Here is a 17,651-nt window from a genome sequence, read left to right as displayed (position 1 = left end):
CCCCGCCGACCTCCACCGCACCCCCACATATCTCTTGGAGACACCATGACGATCCTGGTCACCGGCGCGACCGGCAAGGTCGGCCGCAACGTGGTCACCGGACTGCTGGCCGCGGGACGCACCGTACGCGCGATCTCCCGCTCCCCCCAGCGAGCCGGGCTGCCCGAGGACGTCGAGGTCCTGCGCGCCGACCTCGCCGACCCCGCGACACTGCGGGCCGCGCTGGACGGCGTGGAGAAGGTGTTCGTGTTCCCCACCGCACCGGACGGCACGCGCGCCCTCACCGCCGCCGCCGCGCAGGCCGGCGTGCGCCACCTGGTCCTGCTGTCGTCCACCGTGCCGGGCTACCCCAAGCCCAACCCGATCAGCGACGCCCACCTGGCACACGAGCGCATCGTTCAGGACGCGGACCTGCCGTGGACCTTCGTGCGGCCGGGCGGCTTCATGTCCAACGACCTGGCCTGGGCGCACTCGATCAGGTCAGCCGGTGTGGTCCGCGACCCGTGCCCCGGCTCCGCCGTCGCCCTGATCGACGAACGCGACATCGCCGCCGTCGCCGTCGCCGCGCTGCTCGACGACACCCATGTCGGCCAGGCCCACGAGATCACCGGGCCGCGGTCGCTCACCCCCGTCCAGCGCACCCGCATCCTCGCCCGCGCCATCGAGCGCCCGCTGCGCTTCGAGACCCTGCCCGCCGCCGAGTTCACCGAGGTCGTCACCAGCCAGGGGTACCCGCCCGAATACGCCACCGCCATGCTCGACTTCGGCGAGCACTTCGCCACCACCCCCGGCCCCGTCCACCCCACGGTCGAACGCATCACCGGACGCCCCCCGTACACCTACGCCGACTGGGCCGCCCACCACACCACCCACTTCCGCTGACCCCCGCCCCGCACCGGAAGGCGAGAACGACGCTGCCCCACCTGAGGCCCTGAAACAACCGTCACCCCCCTGACGCCGCCCAAGACACATAAGACGTGCCATCGGATGAGAGCTTCGGAGCTCAGCGTCTCGTCACCGACACCCGGGGCCATAGTGACTACTGGGCGTCCGACCCCGTCAACGGACCAACGCTCAGCCTGCTGAACCAAGCCAAGGTGGTGGCGGGGACTCCACTCGACCAGGAACCTGGCAATGATCCTCAGATTCGTTTCTGACGGGAGCCTGGTGAGAAAGGAGAAAGTGGCGTGCGGCGCTGCGCTGTAGTCGTGGTAGTGCTCTTGGCCGGGGTTTCTGTCAGCTGCGGCGTCGGGAGAGGAGGGCATGGCGTGGACGAGGTGCCGGGTAATAATGAATTGCCGGTCGCGCATCCGCGGGTGGTCGCGGGCAAGGTCGATGGGATGGCCGACCAGATCAAGGAGGGGCTCGGTCTTGGCGATCCGGTTGAGAGCAAGACGGGCGGAGTCAATCCCTTGCCTTGCGGAAAAGAGGCGGATCGCAGGGCGGTCCGGAGGACGAATCCCCCGGACACCAATCCCTACTTGGAGCCTTGGTTCGTGGACTACAGCCCGTACACGATGACGGTGAACACGTGGGTGAGCGTGCGCAGCAAGGCTGAGGCGACGGCGGCCTTGACCCGGCTCAGTGAGCGCCTTTCGAGCACCGGCTGGCGGATAACGGCGTTCAGCCGACCTGCGGATGGGACGTGGCAACTAAGGGTCACGGCGCCCGAGAAGGGCTACGGGGCCGTACTCGAAGCGCCCATCGCCGGTGCGGGAACTGAGCAGCGCATTGGGTTGGACGTCTCGTCGCCGTGTTTCCGGCATCCCGAAGAGGAGCGGTCATAGCCGTTGCCGGGTCAGGTGGCCTTGACAAAGGCCTCGCGGTAGATCTTGTGGCCATGGGCGGCAGGCGTCCGGTGGGAACGTCGGCCAAGGGCTCACCCATCGTCCAGTTCGCGGTGGGACGCACTGAGGTAGCCGGCCGTGATGAGCTGGCAGACGTGCCTCCCGCGCATCACGGACGTGCGAGAGGTAGAAGGCCCGGAGGGCCAGTGGGACGGCCACCAGAGTCGCCGCCGCCACGGCGACAACTGCCCTGCCCCACCTGCGGCGAGGGGCGGGGGTTCAGGTGCCCGGCGATATTCCTCGTCCAGAATCTGGTGGGAGGCCGCCGCCGCGATGACGTCCGGGTCGGTGATGCGGCGCGTACGGCAGAGCGTCCAGTCGGGCTCGTATTGGACCTCGTAGAGGAAGCGGCCTCCGATGACCACACGGGTGTGGCGATAGCGTGCGCCCGGGCGTTCGGGTCCATAAAGGGCAAATTATGGGCACATTGACGGAATCCGGGGTCGTGCTTCAGCCATCCCGTCTTTCTCTGGCGTCCGCCGGCAGTGACCGTCGCTGGTAGGGCCGCAAATGACGAACAGGCTGGTTCGTACCGGGTGCTCTGAGCCTCGGTTCGGACATCGTCCGGAGACGAACGGCGTGGCCCGGCGCGGCGTTGGCCGGGTTCGGAGGCGGTGCCGTCGCTACGATCGGGGACGGTCTTCGGCGTCCAGATGTGGACCGGTTCCATGACTCGCTTCCTCACAGCGCCCGGTCACGGCTTCCAGGAGTTCCCATGGCGTCACAGCAGTTCGAGCCTCCGTCCGGCACACGCGACTTCCTCACGGATGTTCTGCGTGCCCGCGAGCGCGTGTTCGCGCAGATCCGCGAGGTGTTCGAGCGGTACGGGTTCGAGCCGTTGCAGACGCCGGCGTTCGAGCGGCTGGAGACGCTGACCGGCAAGTACGGCGATGAGGGCGACAAGCTCATCTTCAAGATCTTGCGGCGCGGGGAGCACGAGGCCACCGGAGAGGCGGATCTGGCGCTCCGGTACGACATGACCGTTCCGCTGGCCCGGGTCGTCGCCGGTTACGGGTCACGGCTGCCGACCCCGTACAAGCGGTACGCGATGGGGCCGGTGTGGCGGGCCGACCGTCCGGGCAGGGGACGGTTCCGGGAGTTCGCGCAGTGCGATGTGGACGTGGTCGGGTCCGCGTCGCCGCTCGCCGACGCCGAGGTGGTCTGTGCGCTGACTGACGCGTTGGACGCCGTCGGCGTGCCCGGCTACCGGGTCCTGGTGAATTCGCGCCGGGCGCTGTCGGGCCTGCTCGAGGTCTACGGCGTTCCGGCGGAACTCGGTGGCGGTGTGCTGATCACCCTGGACAAGCTCGACAAGCTGCCGCCCGAGAAGGTGGCGGCCGAGCTGGTGGACGCGCGGTTCCTGGCACCGGACATCGCCGAGGCGCTGGTGACCGATCTGACCGCGCCGGACGCCGTGGAGCGGATGCGGACGGTCCTGAAGGACAGCGAGGCCGGGCGGGCCGGCCTGGAGGAGATCGGCCGGCTGCTGGATCTGGCCGCGCCGAAGGTGGGCCGGGACCGGATCGCGTTCACGCCGAGCCTGGTCCGAGGCCTGGACTACTACACCGGCGTGATCTTCGAGGTGGTCGCCGAGGGCATGCCGGGCTCGATTGCCAGCGGCGGACGCTACGACGGGCTGATCTCCGCGCTCGGCGGGCCGGACGTGCCGGCCTGCGGCGGTTCCCTCGGTGTCGAGCGGATCACCGGGCTGCTCGGCGACGATGCGGGTGATGTGCACAGGATCGACGTCGCCGTCACCGTGATCGCCGAGGACACCGCGTCCGACGTCATGGGCTACGCGGCGCGGCTGCGGGATGCGGGTCTGCGGACCGAGGTGTATCTGGCCGCCAGTCGCAAACTGGCCAAGCAGCTGAAGTGGGCCGCCGACCGCAAGGCCCGCTACGCGCTGATCTATGGGGCGTCCGACAAGGAGGCCGGGGTGGTCACGGTCCGGGACATGGACACGGGGGAGCAGGCCCAGGTCCCGACCGCCGAGCTTGCCGCGCACCTCACCGGGAGGTGCGCGCCGTCGAGGTAACTCCATGATGGGAGCCGCGGATGGGTGTGCAAGGCGATCGCATCTTCGCCACGATCGAGCAGAGAGGATTCCCCGACCCGTGGTCGACATTCGAGGAGTGCCTGTCGTGGGAATCGGCCTACGCGGTCCAGCTCAAGCAGGCTGGTCGAGCACCCCTTCCCCATCGCCCTACTGTCGCTCCAGTTCAACTGGCGCTACATGCTTTACCTGGGCGAGTAGCCAGCCGAACGGCCCTTCGCCTTCGCGGGCGGAGGGACCCGCTGTCGGACGGATGGAGGCGGAGTGCCGCGCCCGACGGACATGAGCCGGTCCCGGCGTCCGACAAGAAGACCCAGGACCGAAAGTGCGGCCGGACGGGACGGTCAGCGGGCCGGGTGCTGCTTGACCTGCTCGATCAGAGCGGCGAACTGCGCAACGGACAAGGCGAGGTGGCCCGCCTCCGGGTCCTTGCTGTCACGCACCCCGATCCCGGCCCCTGGCGAAAGACGTCCCAGTTCAACGCAGTCTTCGTCATTGACCCCGCTGCTATGGGTGCTCTTCCGCCATTGGACGTTCATGTGTATTGCTCCAAGTACTGCTCGACGAGGGCGAGCGAGGCATCGTCTGGGAGGGCCTTCGCGCCGATCCGGTCAAATCTAGCCCAAAGATCCCTCACCTCGCCGGGAGCTTCGATCAGCCGCCCGCCGTACTGCGCGCCCGCGTACGCGATGTCCCGACGTTCCAAGCTGATGATCTGGAAGGGGCCGTCGAAACCTTCATGGGCACCTGCCGAAGCCTGAATGAAACGGATGATGACATGGGGGAGATCCATCATCGCCCGGAGGTGTGCAAGCTGGCCCTTCATGACCTTCGGACCGCCGACACAGGAGCGGAGCACTTCCTCCTCCAAGATGACGCAGAAGAACGGCGGCTTGTCTCGATCAAGTAGGACCTGCTGCCGAGCCAGACGCCTGGCCACGGTGTCATCGTCTGGCCTTCCAGCCATAGCGAGGGCACGCATGTACTCCTCGGTCTGGAACGGCCTGGGGATCGTCTTACCGTGGTAGGCCCTGAATGCCACTCCTCGCTCCTCATAAGGGACTAGTTGACGCCCCCAGTCCGGATCATGCGTGTTTCGGGCATACCAGAGCAAAAACTGCAAAAGCCCGCCTGTGCCGTATTTCTCATCCAGCTTCACAAGCTGGTCTTCCTGCGGATGCTGCCTGACTGCCTCGATGTTCGAAACAGTCGAGCGAGTAACACCGATGATCTTTCCGCACTGCGTCAGCGAGAGCCCCTCCTTCTCGCGAAGAAACCGCAGGTAGAAGGCCAGAAGGTGCCACAAGGAGATCTTGGGTTCGATGGGGTCGCGAACGATCGGCATCAGCTCTCCTGTTTGGTCTTGTTTATAAGCACAAGAAAACCGTAGGACTCCAGAGTGATCCTTGTCACAGGAAATCGGAAACTCGGGCAAGGACGGGACGATGGCGATGACGGCGACCGCAGAGCCGATCATGCCCCTTATGGGCACACCTTCCGCAGTGGGGCAAGCACGTACATTCGCGGACACACAAATCCGCAAATGGAACTACCCGCACATTCTCGACAGCGCGCTTCTCATCGTCTCGGAACTCGTCACCAACGCGGCCCGCCAGACGCCGGACGAGGAGATCCGGCTCCAGCTCAGCCGGGACGACTACGGGATCATCATCGCCGTCTGGGACGCCGACCACGCGCTGCCCACGGCCAAGCCGATGAAGGAGCTCACCCTCGACGACCTCGACCTGTCCGAGGAGGCGTTCGACGACAACGGCGGCTGGGGGCTGCACATCGTCCAGGCCATGTCCGCCCAGTGCGGCGTCACCGCCGACCCCGCAGGAGGCAAATGGGTCTGGTCGCGCATGCACCCGTAGCCGACACGATCGCTCACGCGGTGGGGCGCACGCCCGAGTCCGTCCGTGATGGGGAGCGAGTTCGCCCAGCCCCTTCGGGGGGCGGACGGCGTCGCGGCGGATCGACTCCACCGGGACGCCCGGCAGCTCCCGGCGCCGGCCGTCCTGGATGGCGTCGGCGGTGTCCCGCCGCGGCTCAGCGGCCGCGTTCGGCCCCGCCGTTCACCTGGACGATCTGCGCGGTGACGTGCCCGCCCCGCCCGGACGGCGTTGGGCGCCTCTCAGCTCGTGGTGTGCGCCGCGTCCTGGACGATCTGCTGGATGACGGTGACGGCGCGGGCCAGGTGCGGTTCTGTGCGGTCGGTGCGGTGCGCGATCGCGAGTTCGACGTCCACGGCGGGACGCACCAGCGGGCGGAAGGTGACGCCGTCCAAAGCGAGGACGGTCACCGGCTCCGGGACGACGGCCGCGCCAAGACCGCCCGCGACGAGCGTGACCAGAGTGGACGTCTCGCCGACCTCGTGGCGGATCCGGGGCTCCACGCCCGCGTCGCGCAGGAGGCCGAGCACCACGTCGTACATCACCGAGCGGCGGTCGGCGGAGTGCACGATGAGGTCGGCATCCGCCAGGTCGGCCACCGCGACCCGGCGCAGCGCGGCCAGCGGATGGTCGTCGGGAAGGGCGACGACGAGCCGGTCCCGGCGCAGCGGCAGGACGGTGAGCGACAGGTCCGCGATCGGGGGGCGCAGCAGCGCCACGTCGATCTCGCCGGCCCGCAGCGCGGCGGCCTGGTCGGGGACGAGCATCTCGCCGCGGAAGGAGAAGTCGACGCCGGGCAGTTCCCGGCGGAGGCCGCGCGACAGCGCGGGCAGCAGGCTGTAGGTCGCCGAGCCCACGCAGCCGAGCGCCAGGTGCCCGACCGCGCCCGCCGCGACCCGGCGGGCCTCGTGCGCGGCCTCGTCCACCTCGCCGAGGATCCGCCGCGCCCGCGCGAGGTAGCCGCGGCCCGCGTCGGTGAGGTCGACCTTGCGCGTCGTCCGGTGGAGCAGGTCGACGCCGAGTTCGCTCTCCAGCCTGCGGATCGCCTGCGACAGCGGCGGCTGGGCCATGTTGAGCCGCTCGGCGGCGCGCCCGAAGTGGAGTTCCTCGGCGACGGCGACGAAGTACCGCAGGTGACGAAGATCCATATGATGCGCGTCTCAATCGAAGCGAATATTGATACTTCACTGTATCAAGTGAGGTCATTAGCCTCGATGGCATGAGCTCCTATCTCTACTCGGCCGTCCGGACGCCGTTCGGCCGGTTCAACGGCGCGCTCGCGGGCGAGCGCCCGGACGATCTCGCGGCCGGCGTGCTCACCGCGCTGCTGGACCGGGCGCCCCGGCTGGACCCGGCCGCGGTCGGCGAGGTCGTCTGGGGCAACGCGAACGGCGCGGGCGAGGAGAACCGCAACGTCGGCCGGATGGCCGCGCTGCTGGCCGGGCTGCCGACCAGCGTGCCCGGCACGACCGTCAACCGGCTGTGCGGCTCCAGCCTCGACGCCGCGATGATCGCGTCCCGGACGATCGAGACGGGCGACGCGGACGTGGTCGTCGCGGGCGGCGTCGAGTCGATGACCCGGGCGCCGTGGGTGCTGCCGAAGCCCGCGAAGGGCTTCCCGCCCGGCGACCTCGCCGCGGTCTCGACCACGCTCGGCTGGCGACTGGTGAACCCGCGCATGCCCAAGGAGTGGACGGTCTCGCTCGGCGAGGCCAACGAGGGGCTCCGCGAACGGTACGGCATCGGCCGGGAGCGGCAGGACGCGTTCGCGCTGCGCTCGCACCGGCTCGCGGCGGCGGCCTGGGACGACGGCTTCTACGACGACCTGGTCGTCCCCGCCGGGGACCTGAAGCGGGACGAGGGCATCCGCGCCGACTCCACCCCGGAGAAGCTCGCCAAGCTCAAGCCGAGCTTCCGCGCCGACGGCACCATCACCGCGGGCAACGCCTCGCCGCTGAGCGACGGCGCCGCCGCCCTCCTGCTCGGCTCCGCCGGCGCCGCCGACCGGATCGGCCTCGACCCGCTCGCGCGCGTCGCCGGGCGCGGCGCGTTCGCGCTCGACCCGCAGGACTTCGGCTACGCCCCGGTCGAGGCGGCCGACCGCGCGCTCGCACGCGCCGGGATCGGCTGGGACCAGGTCGGCGCGGTCGAACTCAACGAGGCGTTCGCCGTCCAGTCGCTGATCTGCGTGGACGCCTGGGGCGTCGACCCGGAGATCGTCAACACCCGGGGCGGGGCCATCGCGCTCGGCCACCCGCTGGGCGCCAGCGGCGCCCGCGTCCTCGGCACGCTCGCGAAGGTGCTGCGGGAGCGCCGCGAGCGCTGGGGCGTCGCGGCCATCTGCATCGGCGTCGGGCAGGGGCTCGCCGTCGTCCTGGAGAACACGGACACAGCGAACACGGAGGTGGCGGCGTGAGCCGGGCGGAGATCCTGGAGAGCGTCGACGAGGCCGTGCGCGGCATCGCGGACGGCAGCACCGTGCTCGTCGGCGGCTTCGGCTTCGCGGGCATGCCGTTCGACCTCATCGACGGGCTGATCCGGCAGGGCGCGACGGACCTCACCATCGTGTCCAACAACGCCGGGAACGGGGACGTCGGGCTCGCCGCGCTGCTCAAGGCCGGCCGCGTCCGCAAGGTGATCTGCTCGTTCCCCCGGCAGAGCGACTCCTACGTCTTCGACGAGTTGTACCGGGCCGGACGGATCGACCTGGAGATCGTGCCGCAGGGCAACCTCGCCGAGCGGATGCGCGCGGCCGGCGCGGGCATCGGCGCCTTCTACTGCCCGACCGGCGTCGGCACCCCGCTCGCCGAGGGCAGGGAGACCCGGACGATCGACGGGCGCGAGTACGTCCTGGAGTACCCGATCAAGGGCGACGTCGCGCTGATCAGCGCGCACCGCGCCGACGGGATGGGCAACCTCGTCTACCGCAAGACCGCCCGCAACTTCGGCCCCGTCATGGCGACGGCCGCGACCACCACGATCGTGCAGGTCGGCGGCGTCGTCGCCACGGGCGAACTCGACCCGGAGGCGGTCGTCACGCCCGGCATCCACGTCGACCGCGTCGTGCGGGTCGAGGACCGGCACTACACCGTCCAGGGAGCGCGCTGACATGTCTTCCACCACGGGGGCCCTGTCCCCCGACGAGATGGCCGCGATCGTCGCCCGCGACATCCCGGCCGGCTCCTACGTCAACCTCGGCATCGGCCGCCCCACCAAGGTCGCCGACCACCTGCCCGCCGGCTCCGGCATCGTGCTGCACACCGAGAACGGCATGCTCAACATGGGCCCCGCCGCGACCGGCGAGCAGATCGACCCCGACCTCACCAACGCCGGGAAGGTCCCGGTGACCGAGCTGCCCGGGGCGTCCTACTTCCACCACGCCGACTCGTTCGCCATGATGCGCGGCGGCCATCTCGACGTGTGCGTGCTCGGCGCGTTCCAGGTGTCGGCGACCGGCGACCTCGCCAACTGGCACACCGGCGCCCCGGACGCCATCCCGGCGGTCGGCGGAGCGATGGACCTCGCCATCGGCGCCAAGCAGGTGTTCGTGATGATGACGCTCTTCGACAAGCAGGGCCGCTCGAAGCTCGTGCCCGAGTGCACCTACCCGCTGACGGGCGTCGGCTGCGTCAGCCGGATCTACACCGACGTCGCCGTCATCGACGTGGGCCCGGACGGGGCGGCGGTCCGCGAGACCTTCGGCATCACGCTCGACGAGCTGCGCGACCGCCTCCCCGTCCCGGTCAAGGACGCCGGCCCGTCGCGGCCGTGAGCGCGTCCGCCGAGGACAGCGGGATCGTCGTGAACATCGGCGGCTCGTCGGACGGGTCGAGGGCGGTCGGGCCGTAGAGCCAGTCCACGAACGCGTAGTCGCGGGTGCCGCGGTCGCGCAGCAGCACGTTGCGCTGCCGCCGCGGCGTCCCGTCGAGGTGCCACAGCTCGCCCCAGGCGCGGGACGTGGTCAGGACGCGGCGGCAGTGCTCGGGCCGGACGGCCTGGTAGGCGGCGAGGACGGCGGGCCAGTCCACCGACCCGTCCGCTTCGAGGTGCCGGGCGACGTGCTCGCCGAGCACCCAGCCGTCCTCGATCGCCATGATGGCGCCCTGGGCGATGTACTGGAGCGGCGGGTGGGCGGCGTCGCCGAGCAGCGCGATGCTGCCGTCCACCCAGGTCATGATGGGGTCGCGGTCGTACATCCGCCACCACTTGTCGCGCCACATGTGGGGCAGGCCCTCGCGGACGAAGCCGCACGTCCGCGCGAAGGCCGCGTCCAGCTCGTCGGGGGTGCCCCAGTCCTCCTCGCCGGCGCGGGCCTTGGGCGACTCGAAGACGGCGACCTGGTTGAGCAGCTCGCCGCCGCGCAGCCCGTAGTGGACGAAGTGGCAGCCCGGCCCGACGTAGACGACGACCTCGCTGAGGTCCACGTCCGCCGCCCGGCCGTGCGAGGTCGGCACGGTGCCGCGATACGCGACGTAGGCCGAGGAGACGGGCTCGTCGTCGGAGAGCAGCCTGCGCGCCACCGAGTGCAGGCCGTCCGCCGCGATGACGACCCGCGCCTCCTCGACACGGCCGCCGGCCAAGGTCACGCGGGCGCCGCCGTCGGTGTTGGCGTAGCCGACGGCCTGCTGCGACGTGCGCAGGTCGACGCCGGCGCGCTCGCAGGCGCGCAGCAGCATGGCGTGCAGGTCGCTGCGGTGGATGACCAGGTAGGGGAAGCCGTAGCGGCGTTCCAGGTCGCGCAGGTCGAGGCGGGTCAGCTCCGCGCCGTCGACCGCGTCCCGCATGATCATCGCGTCCGGGACGACGCCGAGGTCCGTCGCCTCGTCCAGCAGGCCGTAGTCGTCGAGGATGCGGGTGCAGTTGGGGGCGAGCTGGATGCCGGCGCCGACCTCGCCGAAGTCGGCGGCCCGCTCCAGCAGCCGGACCGCGAGGCCCCGGCGGGCCAGCGCGTACGCGGCGCCCAGCCCGCCGATCCCGCCGCCGACGACGAGCACATCAGGGTTGGTCATGATCTCTTCCTTCTCGGGCGCGTCCCAGCCGTTCGGCGCGTCACAGCCAGGGGCCGAGCGGCGGGGCTCCGGTGAGGGCGTGCGGCCGTCCGGCCAGCCAGGCGGCCACCTCGGACGGCGGCCCGGCCGGCAGCGCGGCGGCGTCCAGCCCCCGCTTGGCGGTGATGTCGGTGATGAGGGCCTGCACGAAGTCGTCCGGCAGGTCGGCGAAGGAGACGCCGCGGTCCAGGTCGACGGCGTGGACGAGCACCTCCCGGGACCGCATCCACGGCACCTCGGTCGCGGGCACGGTACGGCCCTGCGCCGTGACGACCTCGGACTGCCACTGGCCTTCGGTCAGCTCGTCCATCGACGCCTGCAGCGTCGCGGCGGACCGGGCCAGCCAGTCGCCCAGCTCCGCGCCGCCCATCCGCCCGCCGCGCTCGATCCCGGCCGCCCGCTCCTCCGGCGAGGCGTACATGGGCGTCTCCTCGCCCGTGGCCGCCCAGCGCACCAGGTTGCCGAGCGCCTCGGCGTTCGCGGCGACGTGCGCGACCAGATGCCTGCGCGTCCAGCCGGGCAGCGGGCTCGCCGCGTCGTAGTCCGCCTCGGTCAGTCCGGCGGCGGCGCCGAGGAACAGCGCCGTGCCCTCCCGCGTCCAGCGGCGGGCGTCGGTGAACGAGCGCGCCATCAGGCGTCCTTGACGACGCGGTTGGTGCAGGCCCCGAGGCCGTCGATCTCGGTCACGACGGTCTCGCCGCCGGTCAGGTAGACCTTCGGGTCGCGGGCGTGCCCGACCCCGGCCGGGGTGCCGGTGGCGATCAGGTCGCCGGGACGCAGCCGGACGATCGTCGAGACGTACTTGACCAGGAAGACCGGGTCGAACAGCAGCGTGCCCGTGTCGTCGGACTGCATCTCCCGGCCGTCCACCAGGGTCCTGACCCGCAGCGCCGGGCGGACGCCGCCGACCTCGTCGGGCGTGACCAGGTAGGGGCCGACCGGGGTGGAGGAGTCCCAGATCTTGCCCTGCGTCCACTCGATGGTGCGGAACTGCCAGTCGCGCACGGAGATGTCGTTCATGACGGTGAACCCGGCGATCGCCGCCTCCGCCTGGGCGTCGTCGGCGCGGCGGACCTCCTGCCCGATGACGACGGCGAGCTCCACCTCCCAGTCGAGCGCATCGGTCTCGCCCGGCTTCACGATGTCGTCGCCGGCGCCGATCAGGCTGTCGGCGAACTTCGGGAACAGCGTCGGGTACGCGGGCAGCTCCCGCCCCATCTCCTTGATGTGGTTGGAGTAGTTGTGGCCGACGCAGATCACCTTGGACGGGCTGGGCACGACCGGCGCGAAGTCGGCGCCCTCGGCGTCGTAGGCGGTGCCGGACGCGGCGGCGGCCTTCGCCCGCCAGTCCGGCTCGGCCAGGAGCGCGCCGAGGTCGGGGTGTCCGAGGTCGACGAGCGCGCCGCCGTCGAGGCGGACGGCGCGGGTGCCGCCGGCAGTGCGGATCGTGGAGAGCTTCATCTGATGTCCTTGGCGGTTCGGTCGAGCTTGAGCGCCTCGAAGACGGGCGCGTCGGAGAAGCGGAACAGGTCGAGGGCGCCGGAGTTGGAGTCGGACGCGCCGGCCTCGGACGTCACCGAGAACGGCTCCCACGACGGGACGACGAACAGGTCCCCGCGCGTCACCGCCCAGGTCCGGTCGCCGACCGTGACCGTGCCGGAGCCGTCGAAGACCTGGTAGACGCTGGAGCCGGTCTCGCGCACCGGGGCCGTCTCCGCGCCCCGCGCCACCCGGTGGAACTCGGCGCGCAGAGTGGGCAGGACGTCGGTGCCGTCGACGGGATTGCTGAAGCGCACGGCGGCATGGCCGGGCTCCACCGTCCCGGCGTGCCCCTCCTTCTCCAGCGCGAGCTGGTCGGCGAGCGCGCGGTCGGTGTACTCCCACTTGTAGGAGAGCAGCGGCGAGCCGGGCGTGCTGTGGGCGACGCCGACGGGCCGCAGCCCGGGGTGGCCCCAGAGCCGTTCGGCGCGGGAGCGGTCGGGCGTGGTGCGCTCCGCGTCGGAGATCTCGTCCCGGCCGAACTCGAAGAACTGCGCGTCGGCGGCGTACTGGAACGGGATGTCGAGCCCGTCGATCCAGGCCATCGGACGGTCGGTCGCGTTGTGGTGGGCGTGCCAGTTCCAGCCGGCCTGCGGGAGGAAGTCGCCGCGGTTCATCGGCACCGGGTCGCCGTCGACGACCGTCCACACGCCGGAGCCCTCGACGACGAAGCGGAACGCGTGCTGGGTGTGCCGGTGCTCGGGCGCGTCCTCGCCCGGCATGAGGTACTGGATCGCCGCCCAGAGGGTCGGCGCGGCGAACGGGCGGCCGCCGAGCCCCGGGTTGGCGAGCGCGATCGCGCGGCGCTCCCCGCCCCGCCCCACCGGGACGATCCGGCCGGCCCGCTCGGCGAGCCGGACCAGCCGCTCCCACTGCCACACGTGCGGGACGGCCCGGGAGCGCGGACGCGCCGGCATCAGGTCGCCGATCTCGGTCCACAGCGGCACGAGCAGTTCGGCCTCGAAGCCGCGGTAGAGGTCGTCGAGCTCCGGGGTGGCGTCCGGCTGGCCGGGCGCGTCCACCGCCCGCAGCCGGACGGGCGATTCCGCCGGAGGAGCCGCGACGGTTTCGGCAGGAGTGCTGGTCATACCGGCAATCGTGCGGCCCGCCCGCTGTAAGGAAAAGGAAATTCTGGCTTACAGAACCCTGGACGGGCGAGATCGTCCGTGACCCGTCAGGGCGCCGGCCCGCGTGTCAGATCCGCGTACGCGCTGTACGGATGTGTCCGGCGAACAACCTGACAACAACGATCTTCTTGAGAACGCGCCGGGCGAAGCGTGACGTTGGTTCCGCTCCCAGCGTCCGCATCCAGGAGACCAGATGAAGTTGTCTTCGTACACCGCCGCCTTCCTGTCGGCCGCGATGCTCACCTCCATGACCGTGTCGGAGACGTCGGCGGCGGAGCCGGCCGGGACCGCCGCCGCGTTGCCGAGCGTGAACATGGAGGCCACGGTCAAGGCGGCGCAGATCGATCCGCGGCGGGCCGACGACACGCTGACGCCGGGCGCCAAGGCGAGCGTCCTCCTCGTCGAGCGGGCCCTGCGGGACCGGAACCTGCTCGACGAGCAGTGGGTGGACGGCTACTTCGGCACGACGACCATCGCCGCCTACTCCAAGTACCAGAAGTCGCTCGGCTACACCGGCCTGGACGCCAACGGCCTGCCCGGCAAGACGTCCCTCACCAAGCTCGGCACCGGCCGCTTCACGGTCACCCGGACCCTCGCGCCGGGCGCCCGGGTGTCCTTCGGCGGCGCCGTCGTCAACACCCGGACGCGGGACATGCTGGTCGAGGCGGAGCGGCTGCTCGGCCGCAAGCTCGCCCTGGACCAGGGCTCCTACAACCCCGGCGGTGACCCCACCTCGGCCGGCACCCACGACGGCGGGGGCGTCGTGGACGTCTCGGTGCAGGGGATGAGCGCCGCCACCCGCACCTCGGTGGCCCGCGCGCTGCGCCGCGTCGGGTTCGCGGCCTGGGTGCGCAGCCCGCAGCAGGGCGACTGGCCGTGGCACATCCACGCCGCCGCGATCAGCGACACCGACCTGTCCACCCAGGCCCAGCACCAGACCGGCGACTACTACCTCGGCCTCAACGGGCTCGCCGACCACGGTCCGGACGACGGACCGAAGGTGACCATCCGTACCTGGGAGGAGTACCGGCGCAGCTGACCTTCGGCAATCCCGGCAACGCGAACAGCAGGCGAAAGGAAAGGGAACGGTTATGAGCACGCTGAACAAGGTCCTCACACTGGCCACCGCCGCGGTGGCGGTCGGCGGCACGGCGGCCGCGCTCGCGGCGCCCGCCTCGGCCGCGGCGCGCAACGGCGTCTGCGAGAGCGGCGAGTTCTGCTACTACTACAACAGCAACAACGCGGGGTCCGTCTCGGACTTCACTGGGTCGCTCGCCGACTACGGCACCACCCAGCCGTCCTGCTACGACTTCAAGGGACCGGGCAACGGCAAGGGGCTCTGCATCAAGAACGAGGCCGCCTCGGTCTGGAACCGCAGCAGCAAGACCGTCCGCGTCTACTACAACAGCAACTACGGCGGCACCTACCAGGACTTCAAGGCCGGCGCCAAGGGCAACCTCAACTCCAGCCTGAAGAACCAGAACGCCTCGCACCAGTTCTCGCCGTCGTCGCGCACGAACATGTCGTACGCGCTCTACAAGGCCAGCGGCGGCCGCATCACCTGCGGCTTCGACGGCTACACCAGCACGCCCGGACGGCACGAGGGCATCGACATCGCGCGCAGCGTCGGCTCGGACGTCCGCGCGCTGACCGCCGGCAAGATCATCTACATCGCGCGCGGCTCCACCGGCAGCGGCGGGCTCTCCACGATCTCCGTCTACAACTCCTCGCTGAACAAGACGGTGATCTACCTGCACTCCGCGCCGCGCTCCTCGCTGTCCGTGGGCCAGTCGATCAGCCGGGGCCAGGTCATCGCGGACGAGTCGTGGCGCGGCGTGTCGTCCAGCTCGGCCGCCCACACCCACGTCGAGATGCGGCCCGGCCGCCAGACGCACGCCGCCAAGAGCGTCAACGACTCCCACCTCGACAACCCGAACCCGACCTCCTTCTGGCAGTCGCAGGGCTACAACGTCCGCTAGCCGGACCGCGGCCCGCACGGGCCGCACCTCTCACCAGCACCTTCACCAGAAGGGGAAGCGAACGTGTTAAGACGAACGGCGCGGCTGATCCCGCGCGCCGTCGCGGCGGTCGCCGCGATGGCGATCGGCGGGGCGGTGCTGCTCCCGGCATCGCCCGCCTCGGCCGCGGCACGCAACGGCGTGTGCGAGAGCGGCGAGTTCTGCTACTACTTCAACAGCAACAACGCCGGCTCGGTCTCGGACTTCACCGGATCGGTCGCCGACTACGGCACCACCCAGCCGTCCTGCTACGACTTCAAAGGGCCGGGCAACGGCAAGGGCCAGTGCATCAAGAACGAGGCCGCCTCGGTCTGGAACCGCAGCAGCAAGACCGTCCGCGTCTACTACAACAGCAACTACGGCGGCACCTACCAGGACTTCAAGGCCGGCGCCAAGGGCAACCTCAACAGCAGCCTGAAGAACCAGAACGCGTCGCACAAGTTCCTGAGCTCCACACCGCCGACCGGCTGCAAGACCGACGGCACGGACAGCAAGCTGCCCACGACGATCCTGGTGTACCGGGTCTCGCTCAACCGGGTGGACCGGGTCTCGTTCAAGACCTACGTCAAGAACGTCCTGCCCAACGAGTGGGTGCCGAGCTGGCCGAAGGAGTCCCTGAAGGCGGGGGCGATGGCCGTCAAGAGCTACGGCTGGTACTGGGCGCTGCACTCGACGCGCAAGACGTCGGACGGCCGGTGCTTCGACGTCTACGACACCACGTCGAGCCAGGTCTACAAGCCCGGATCCGCGACGGCCGCGACGAGCTCCGCCGTGGACGCGATGTGGGGCACCCGGATGACCCGTAGCGGGAAGATCCTTCAGGCCCACTACTGCTCCACGACGACGGCGTGCGGCGGCTGGGTCACCGGCGACTGGATGTCGCAGTACGGCTCGCGCGACAAGGCCAACGCCGGCTGGGGCTACGCCCGGATCCTGAAGGCCTACTACAGCGGGATCGTCCTCTCCTGAAGTCCGTGAACGCTCCCGATACGGTTCCCCGCCGCGCCCGCCGCGGCGGGGAACTACCGTGCCTCGACGATGATCTGGAAGTTGACCGGCCGGCTCCCGGGGAAGGCGACCTTCCCCGCGGCGTCCACCATCTTGAACCGCACGTAGCACAGGCCCGGCTTGCGCGGCGTGGTGATGTCGGCGCGGATGTCGACCATCGCGCCGGGCCGGGTGTCCTTGATCGGCACGTCGGAGATGGTCTGGCACTGGTCGGCCTGCTGCGGGAGGTCGAGGCGCCGCAGCGAGTACCCCTCCCACGGCACCTTCCCGGCGTTCTTGAGCCGCCACACCTTCGCGACGGTCTTCCCGGTGCCGACGCGCGTGCAGTCGGGCAGCGTGATGTCCGCGATGAACACGGCCAGGTCGCCCTTGTGGACGGGCGGGGCCGCCGGCGGGTTGGTGGGGTGCACCGGGCAGTCGGCCGGGGACAGCGCGGCCTTCGACGCGCCGACGGCGGGCTTCAACCCGTCACCGCCCGGCTTGGAGCCACCGCCGCCCCGGTTGACGGCGACCACGACGACGATCACGGCCCCCAGGCCGACGACCGCCGTCGCCAGCGTGATCGCGACCGGGCGGGTCAGCCGGAACCGGCCCCGGTGCGCGGGGGCGGCCGGCGGGGCGCCGTCCGCGACCTCGCCGGACGGCGGCCCGCCCACCGGGATCGTGTCCTCGCCGAGCGACGGCGGGTCGACGGCGATGTGCACGGCATGCCGTTCCGGGCCGCTCGCGGTGGCCGCGGCTCCCCCGGACGGACGTGTCGCGGACGTCCCCGCGACGGCCTCGGGCCGCCCGGCCCGCGCCGAGCCGACGACCCGGTTCGCGCGCTCCCAGCGTTCGCGGTACCCGGCGGGGTCCGCGCCGCACGCCTTGACGAACTCGACGGTGGTCCCCCAGCTGGGGAGCCTGTTGCCCTTCGCGGCCTCGTACAGCGTGGTGTGCGAGATGGCCCCGGACCGGCCTGACATTTCGCGGAACGGCGGATTACCGACTGATTTCCGCAGTTCTCGCAGGGCCGCCGCAAATTCCTCGACCGCCGCCGCCTGTGCACGCATGTCGTCCACGCGGTGAAGCTAACAGCGTCGGCCGGTCGGCTCAACGTTCCGGCGCGCGACCTCG

Annotated in this window: 18 protein-coding genes; 10 read left to right on the top strand and 8 right to left on the bottom strand. The window is 70.8% G+C overall.

The annotated features are described in order from the left end of the window. The first annotated feature begins 45 nt into the window (after nucleotides 1–45). From HUT06_RS05020 to hisS, 3 genes are all read left to right on the top strand, one after another. The gene (locus HUT06_RS05020) at nucleotides 46–882 is read left to right on the top strand and encodes an SDR family oxidoreductase (RefSeq protein WP_176194626.1); all 837 of its coding nucleotides are present in this window, start codon (nucleotides 46–48) and stop codon (nucleotides 880–882) included. A 386-nt stretch (nucleotides 883–1,268) separates the two neighbouring features. Further along, nucleotides 1,269–1,787: a hypothetical protein gene (locus HUT06_RS05015; RefSeq protein ID WP_176194625.1), complete on the top strand. Its 519-nt coding sequence runs from the start codon at nucleotides 1,269–1,271 to the stop codon at nucleotides 1,785–1,787. Nucleotides 1,788–2,562: 775 nt separating this feature from the next. Next, on the top strand, nucleotides 2,563–3,885 hold the full coding sequence (hisS, locus tag HUT06_RS05010; protein ID WP_176194624.1) for a histidine--tRNA ligase: 1,323 nt from the start codon (nucleotides 2,563–2,565) through the stop codon (nucleotides 3,883–3,885). Between the two features lie 362 nt (nucleotides 3,886–4,247). On the opposite strand, the gene HUT06_RS05005 is transcribed toward hisS, so the two are convergent. Then, nucleotides 4,248–4,442, bottom strand: coding sequence for a DUF397 domain-containing protein (locus tag HUT06_RS05005; RefSeq protein ID WP_176194623.1), 195 nt, complete (start codon nucleotides 4,440–4,442; stop codon nucleotides 4,248–4,250). After that, nucleotides 4,439–5,248: a helix-turn-helix transcriptional regulator gene (locus HUT06_RS05000; RefSeq protein ID WP_176194622.1), complete on the bottom strand. Its 810-nt coding sequence runs from the start codon at nucleotides 5,246–5,248 to the stop codon at nucleotides 4,439–4,441. Before HUT06_RS05000 ends, HUT06_RS05005 begins: the two co-directional genes overlap by 4 nt. Before the next feature lie 157 nt (nucleotides 5,249–5,405). Here HUT06_RS05000 and HUT06_RS04995 point away from each other — a divergent pair, with 157 nt between their 5' ends. Next, the gene (locus HUT06_RS04995; RefSeq protein WP_176194621.1) at nucleotides 5,406–5,777 is read left to right on the top strand and encodes an ATP-binding protein; all 372 of its coding nucleotides are present in this window, start codon (nucleotides 5,406–5,408) and stop codon (nucleotides 5,775–5,777) included. 260 nt (nucleotides 5,778–6,037) lie between these two features. On the opposite strand, the gene HUT06_RS04990 is transcribed toward HUT06_RS04995, so the two are convergent. Then, nucleotides 6,038–6,943: a LysR substrate-binding domain-containing protein gene (locus HUT06_RS04990; protein WP_176194620.1), complete on the bottom strand. Its 906-nt coding sequence runs from the start codon at nucleotides 6,941–6,943 to the stop codon at nucleotides 6,038–6,040. A 71-nt stretch (nucleotides 6,944–7,014) separates the two neighbouring features. On the opposite strand from HUT06_RS04990, the gene HUT06_RS04985 reads away from it, so the two are divergent. The 3 genes from HUT06_RS04985 to HUT06_RS04975 are packed head-to-tail and all read left to right on the top strand — an operon-like array spanning nucleotide 7,015 to nucleotide 9,567. After that, nucleotides 7,015–8,211: a thiolase family protein gene (locus tag HUT06_RS04985; RefSeq protein ID WP_176194619.1), complete on the top strand. Its 1,197-nt coding sequence runs from the start codon at nucleotides 7,015–7,017 to the stop codon at nucleotides 8,209–8,211. Then, nucleotides 8,208–8,903, top strand: coding sequence for a 3-oxoacid CoA-transferase subunit A (locus HUT06_RS04980; RefSeq protein ID WP_176194618.1), 696 nt, complete (start codon nucleotides 8,208–8,210; stop codon nucleotides 8,901–8,903). The genes HUT06_RS04985 and HUT06_RS04980 overlap by 4 nt, the downstream gene beginning before the upstream one ends. 1 nt (nucleotide 8,904) lies before the next feature. Beyond that, complete coding sequence (locus tag HUT06_RS04975; RefSeq protein WP_176194617.1) at nucleotides 8,905–9,567, top strand: 3-oxoacid CoA-transferase subunit B; 663 nt, start codon at nucleotides 8,905–8,907, stop codon at nucleotides 9,565–9,567. On the opposite strand, the gene HUT06_RS04970 is transcribed toward HUT06_RS04975, so the two are convergent. Genes HUT06_RS04970 through HUT06_RS04955 form a run of 4 tightly spaced genes read right to left on the bottom strand, consistent with a single transcriptional unit; the run spans nucleotide 9,539 to nucleotide 13,470 of the window. Further along, nucleotides 9,539–10,804 (bottom strand): FAD-dependent oxidoreductase, encoded by a 1,266-nt coding sequence (locus HUT06_RS04970; protein WP_176194616.1) that lies wholly within the window; start codon nucleotides 10,802–10,804, stop codon nucleotides 9,539–9,541. The two genes, HUT06_RS04975 and HUT06_RS04970, sit on opposite strands and share 29 nt — an antisense overlap. 40 nt (nucleotides 10,805–10,844) lie before the next feature. After that, entirely contained in the window at nucleotides 10,845–11,474 is a 630-nt protein-coding gene (locus tag HUT06_RS04965; protein WP_176194615.1) for a maleylpyruvate isomerase family mycothiol-dependent enzyme, read from the bottom strand. After that, entirely contained in the window at nucleotides 11,474–12,304 is an 831-nt protein-coding gene (locus HUT06_RS04960; RefSeq protein ID WP_176194614.1) for a fumarylacetoacetate hydrolase family protein, read from the bottom strand. The genes HUT06_RS04965 and HUT06_RS04960 overlap by 1 nt, the downstream gene beginning before the upstream one ends. Next, the gene (locus tag HUT06_RS04955; RefSeq protein ID WP_176194613.1) at nucleotides 12,301–13,470 is read right to left on the bottom strand and encodes a cupin domain-containing protein; all 1,170 of its coding nucleotides are present in this window, start codon (nucleotides 13,468–13,470) and stop codon (nucleotides 12,301–12,303) included. The genes HUT06_RS04960 and HUT06_RS04955 overlap by 4 nt, the downstream gene beginning before the upstream one ends. A 232-nt stretch (nucleotides 13,471–13,702) precedes the next feature. Between HUT06_RS04955 and HUT06_RS04950 the strand changes: the two genes are divergently transcribed. The 3 genes from HUT06_RS04950 (at nucleotide 13,703) to HUT06_RS04940 (ending at nucleotide 16,496) form a co-directional block, all read left to right on the top strand. Further along, nucleotides 13,703–14,548, top strand: a complete 846-nt coding sequence (locus HUT06_RS04950; RefSeq protein ID WP_217711208.1) for a peptidoglycan-binding protein — start codon at nucleotides 13,703–13,705, stop codon at nucleotides 14,546–14,548. 52 nt (nucleotides 14,549–14,600) lie between these two features. Continuing rightward, a complete protein-coding gene (locus HUT06_RS04945) occupies nucleotides 14,601–15,488 on the top strand; it encodes a peptidase inhibitor family I36 protein (protein WP_176194612.1) in 888 nt (295 codons plus the stop codon). 63 nt (nucleotides 15,489–15,551) lie between these two features. Then, nucleotides 15,552–16,496, top strand: coding sequence for a SpoIID/LytB domain-containing protein (locus HUT06_RS04940; protein ID WP_176194611.1), 945 nt, complete (start codon nucleotides 15,552–15,554; stop codon nucleotides 16,494–16,496). 53 nt (nucleotides 16,497–16,549) lie between these two features. Here HUT06_RS04940 and HUT06_RS04935 read toward each other — a convergent pair whose 3' ends face one another. Next, nucleotides 16,550–17,587, bottom strand: a complete 1,038-nt coding sequence (locus tag HUT06_RS04935; protein ID WP_254715726.1) for an NBR1-Ig-like domain-containing protein — start codon at nucleotides 17,585–17,587, stop codon at nucleotides 16,550–16,552. Between the last annotated feature and the right edge of the window lie 64 nt (nucleotides 17,588–17,651).

It is taken from the genome of Actinomadura sp. NAK00032 (genome assembly GCF_013364275.1).
Lineage (GTDB): Bacteria > Actinomycetota > Actinomycetes > Streptosporangiales > Streptosporangiaceae > Spirillospora.
Note: the sequence above shows the minus strand (reverse complement) of the source record. Positions and strands in the feature narration are given on the sequence as shown.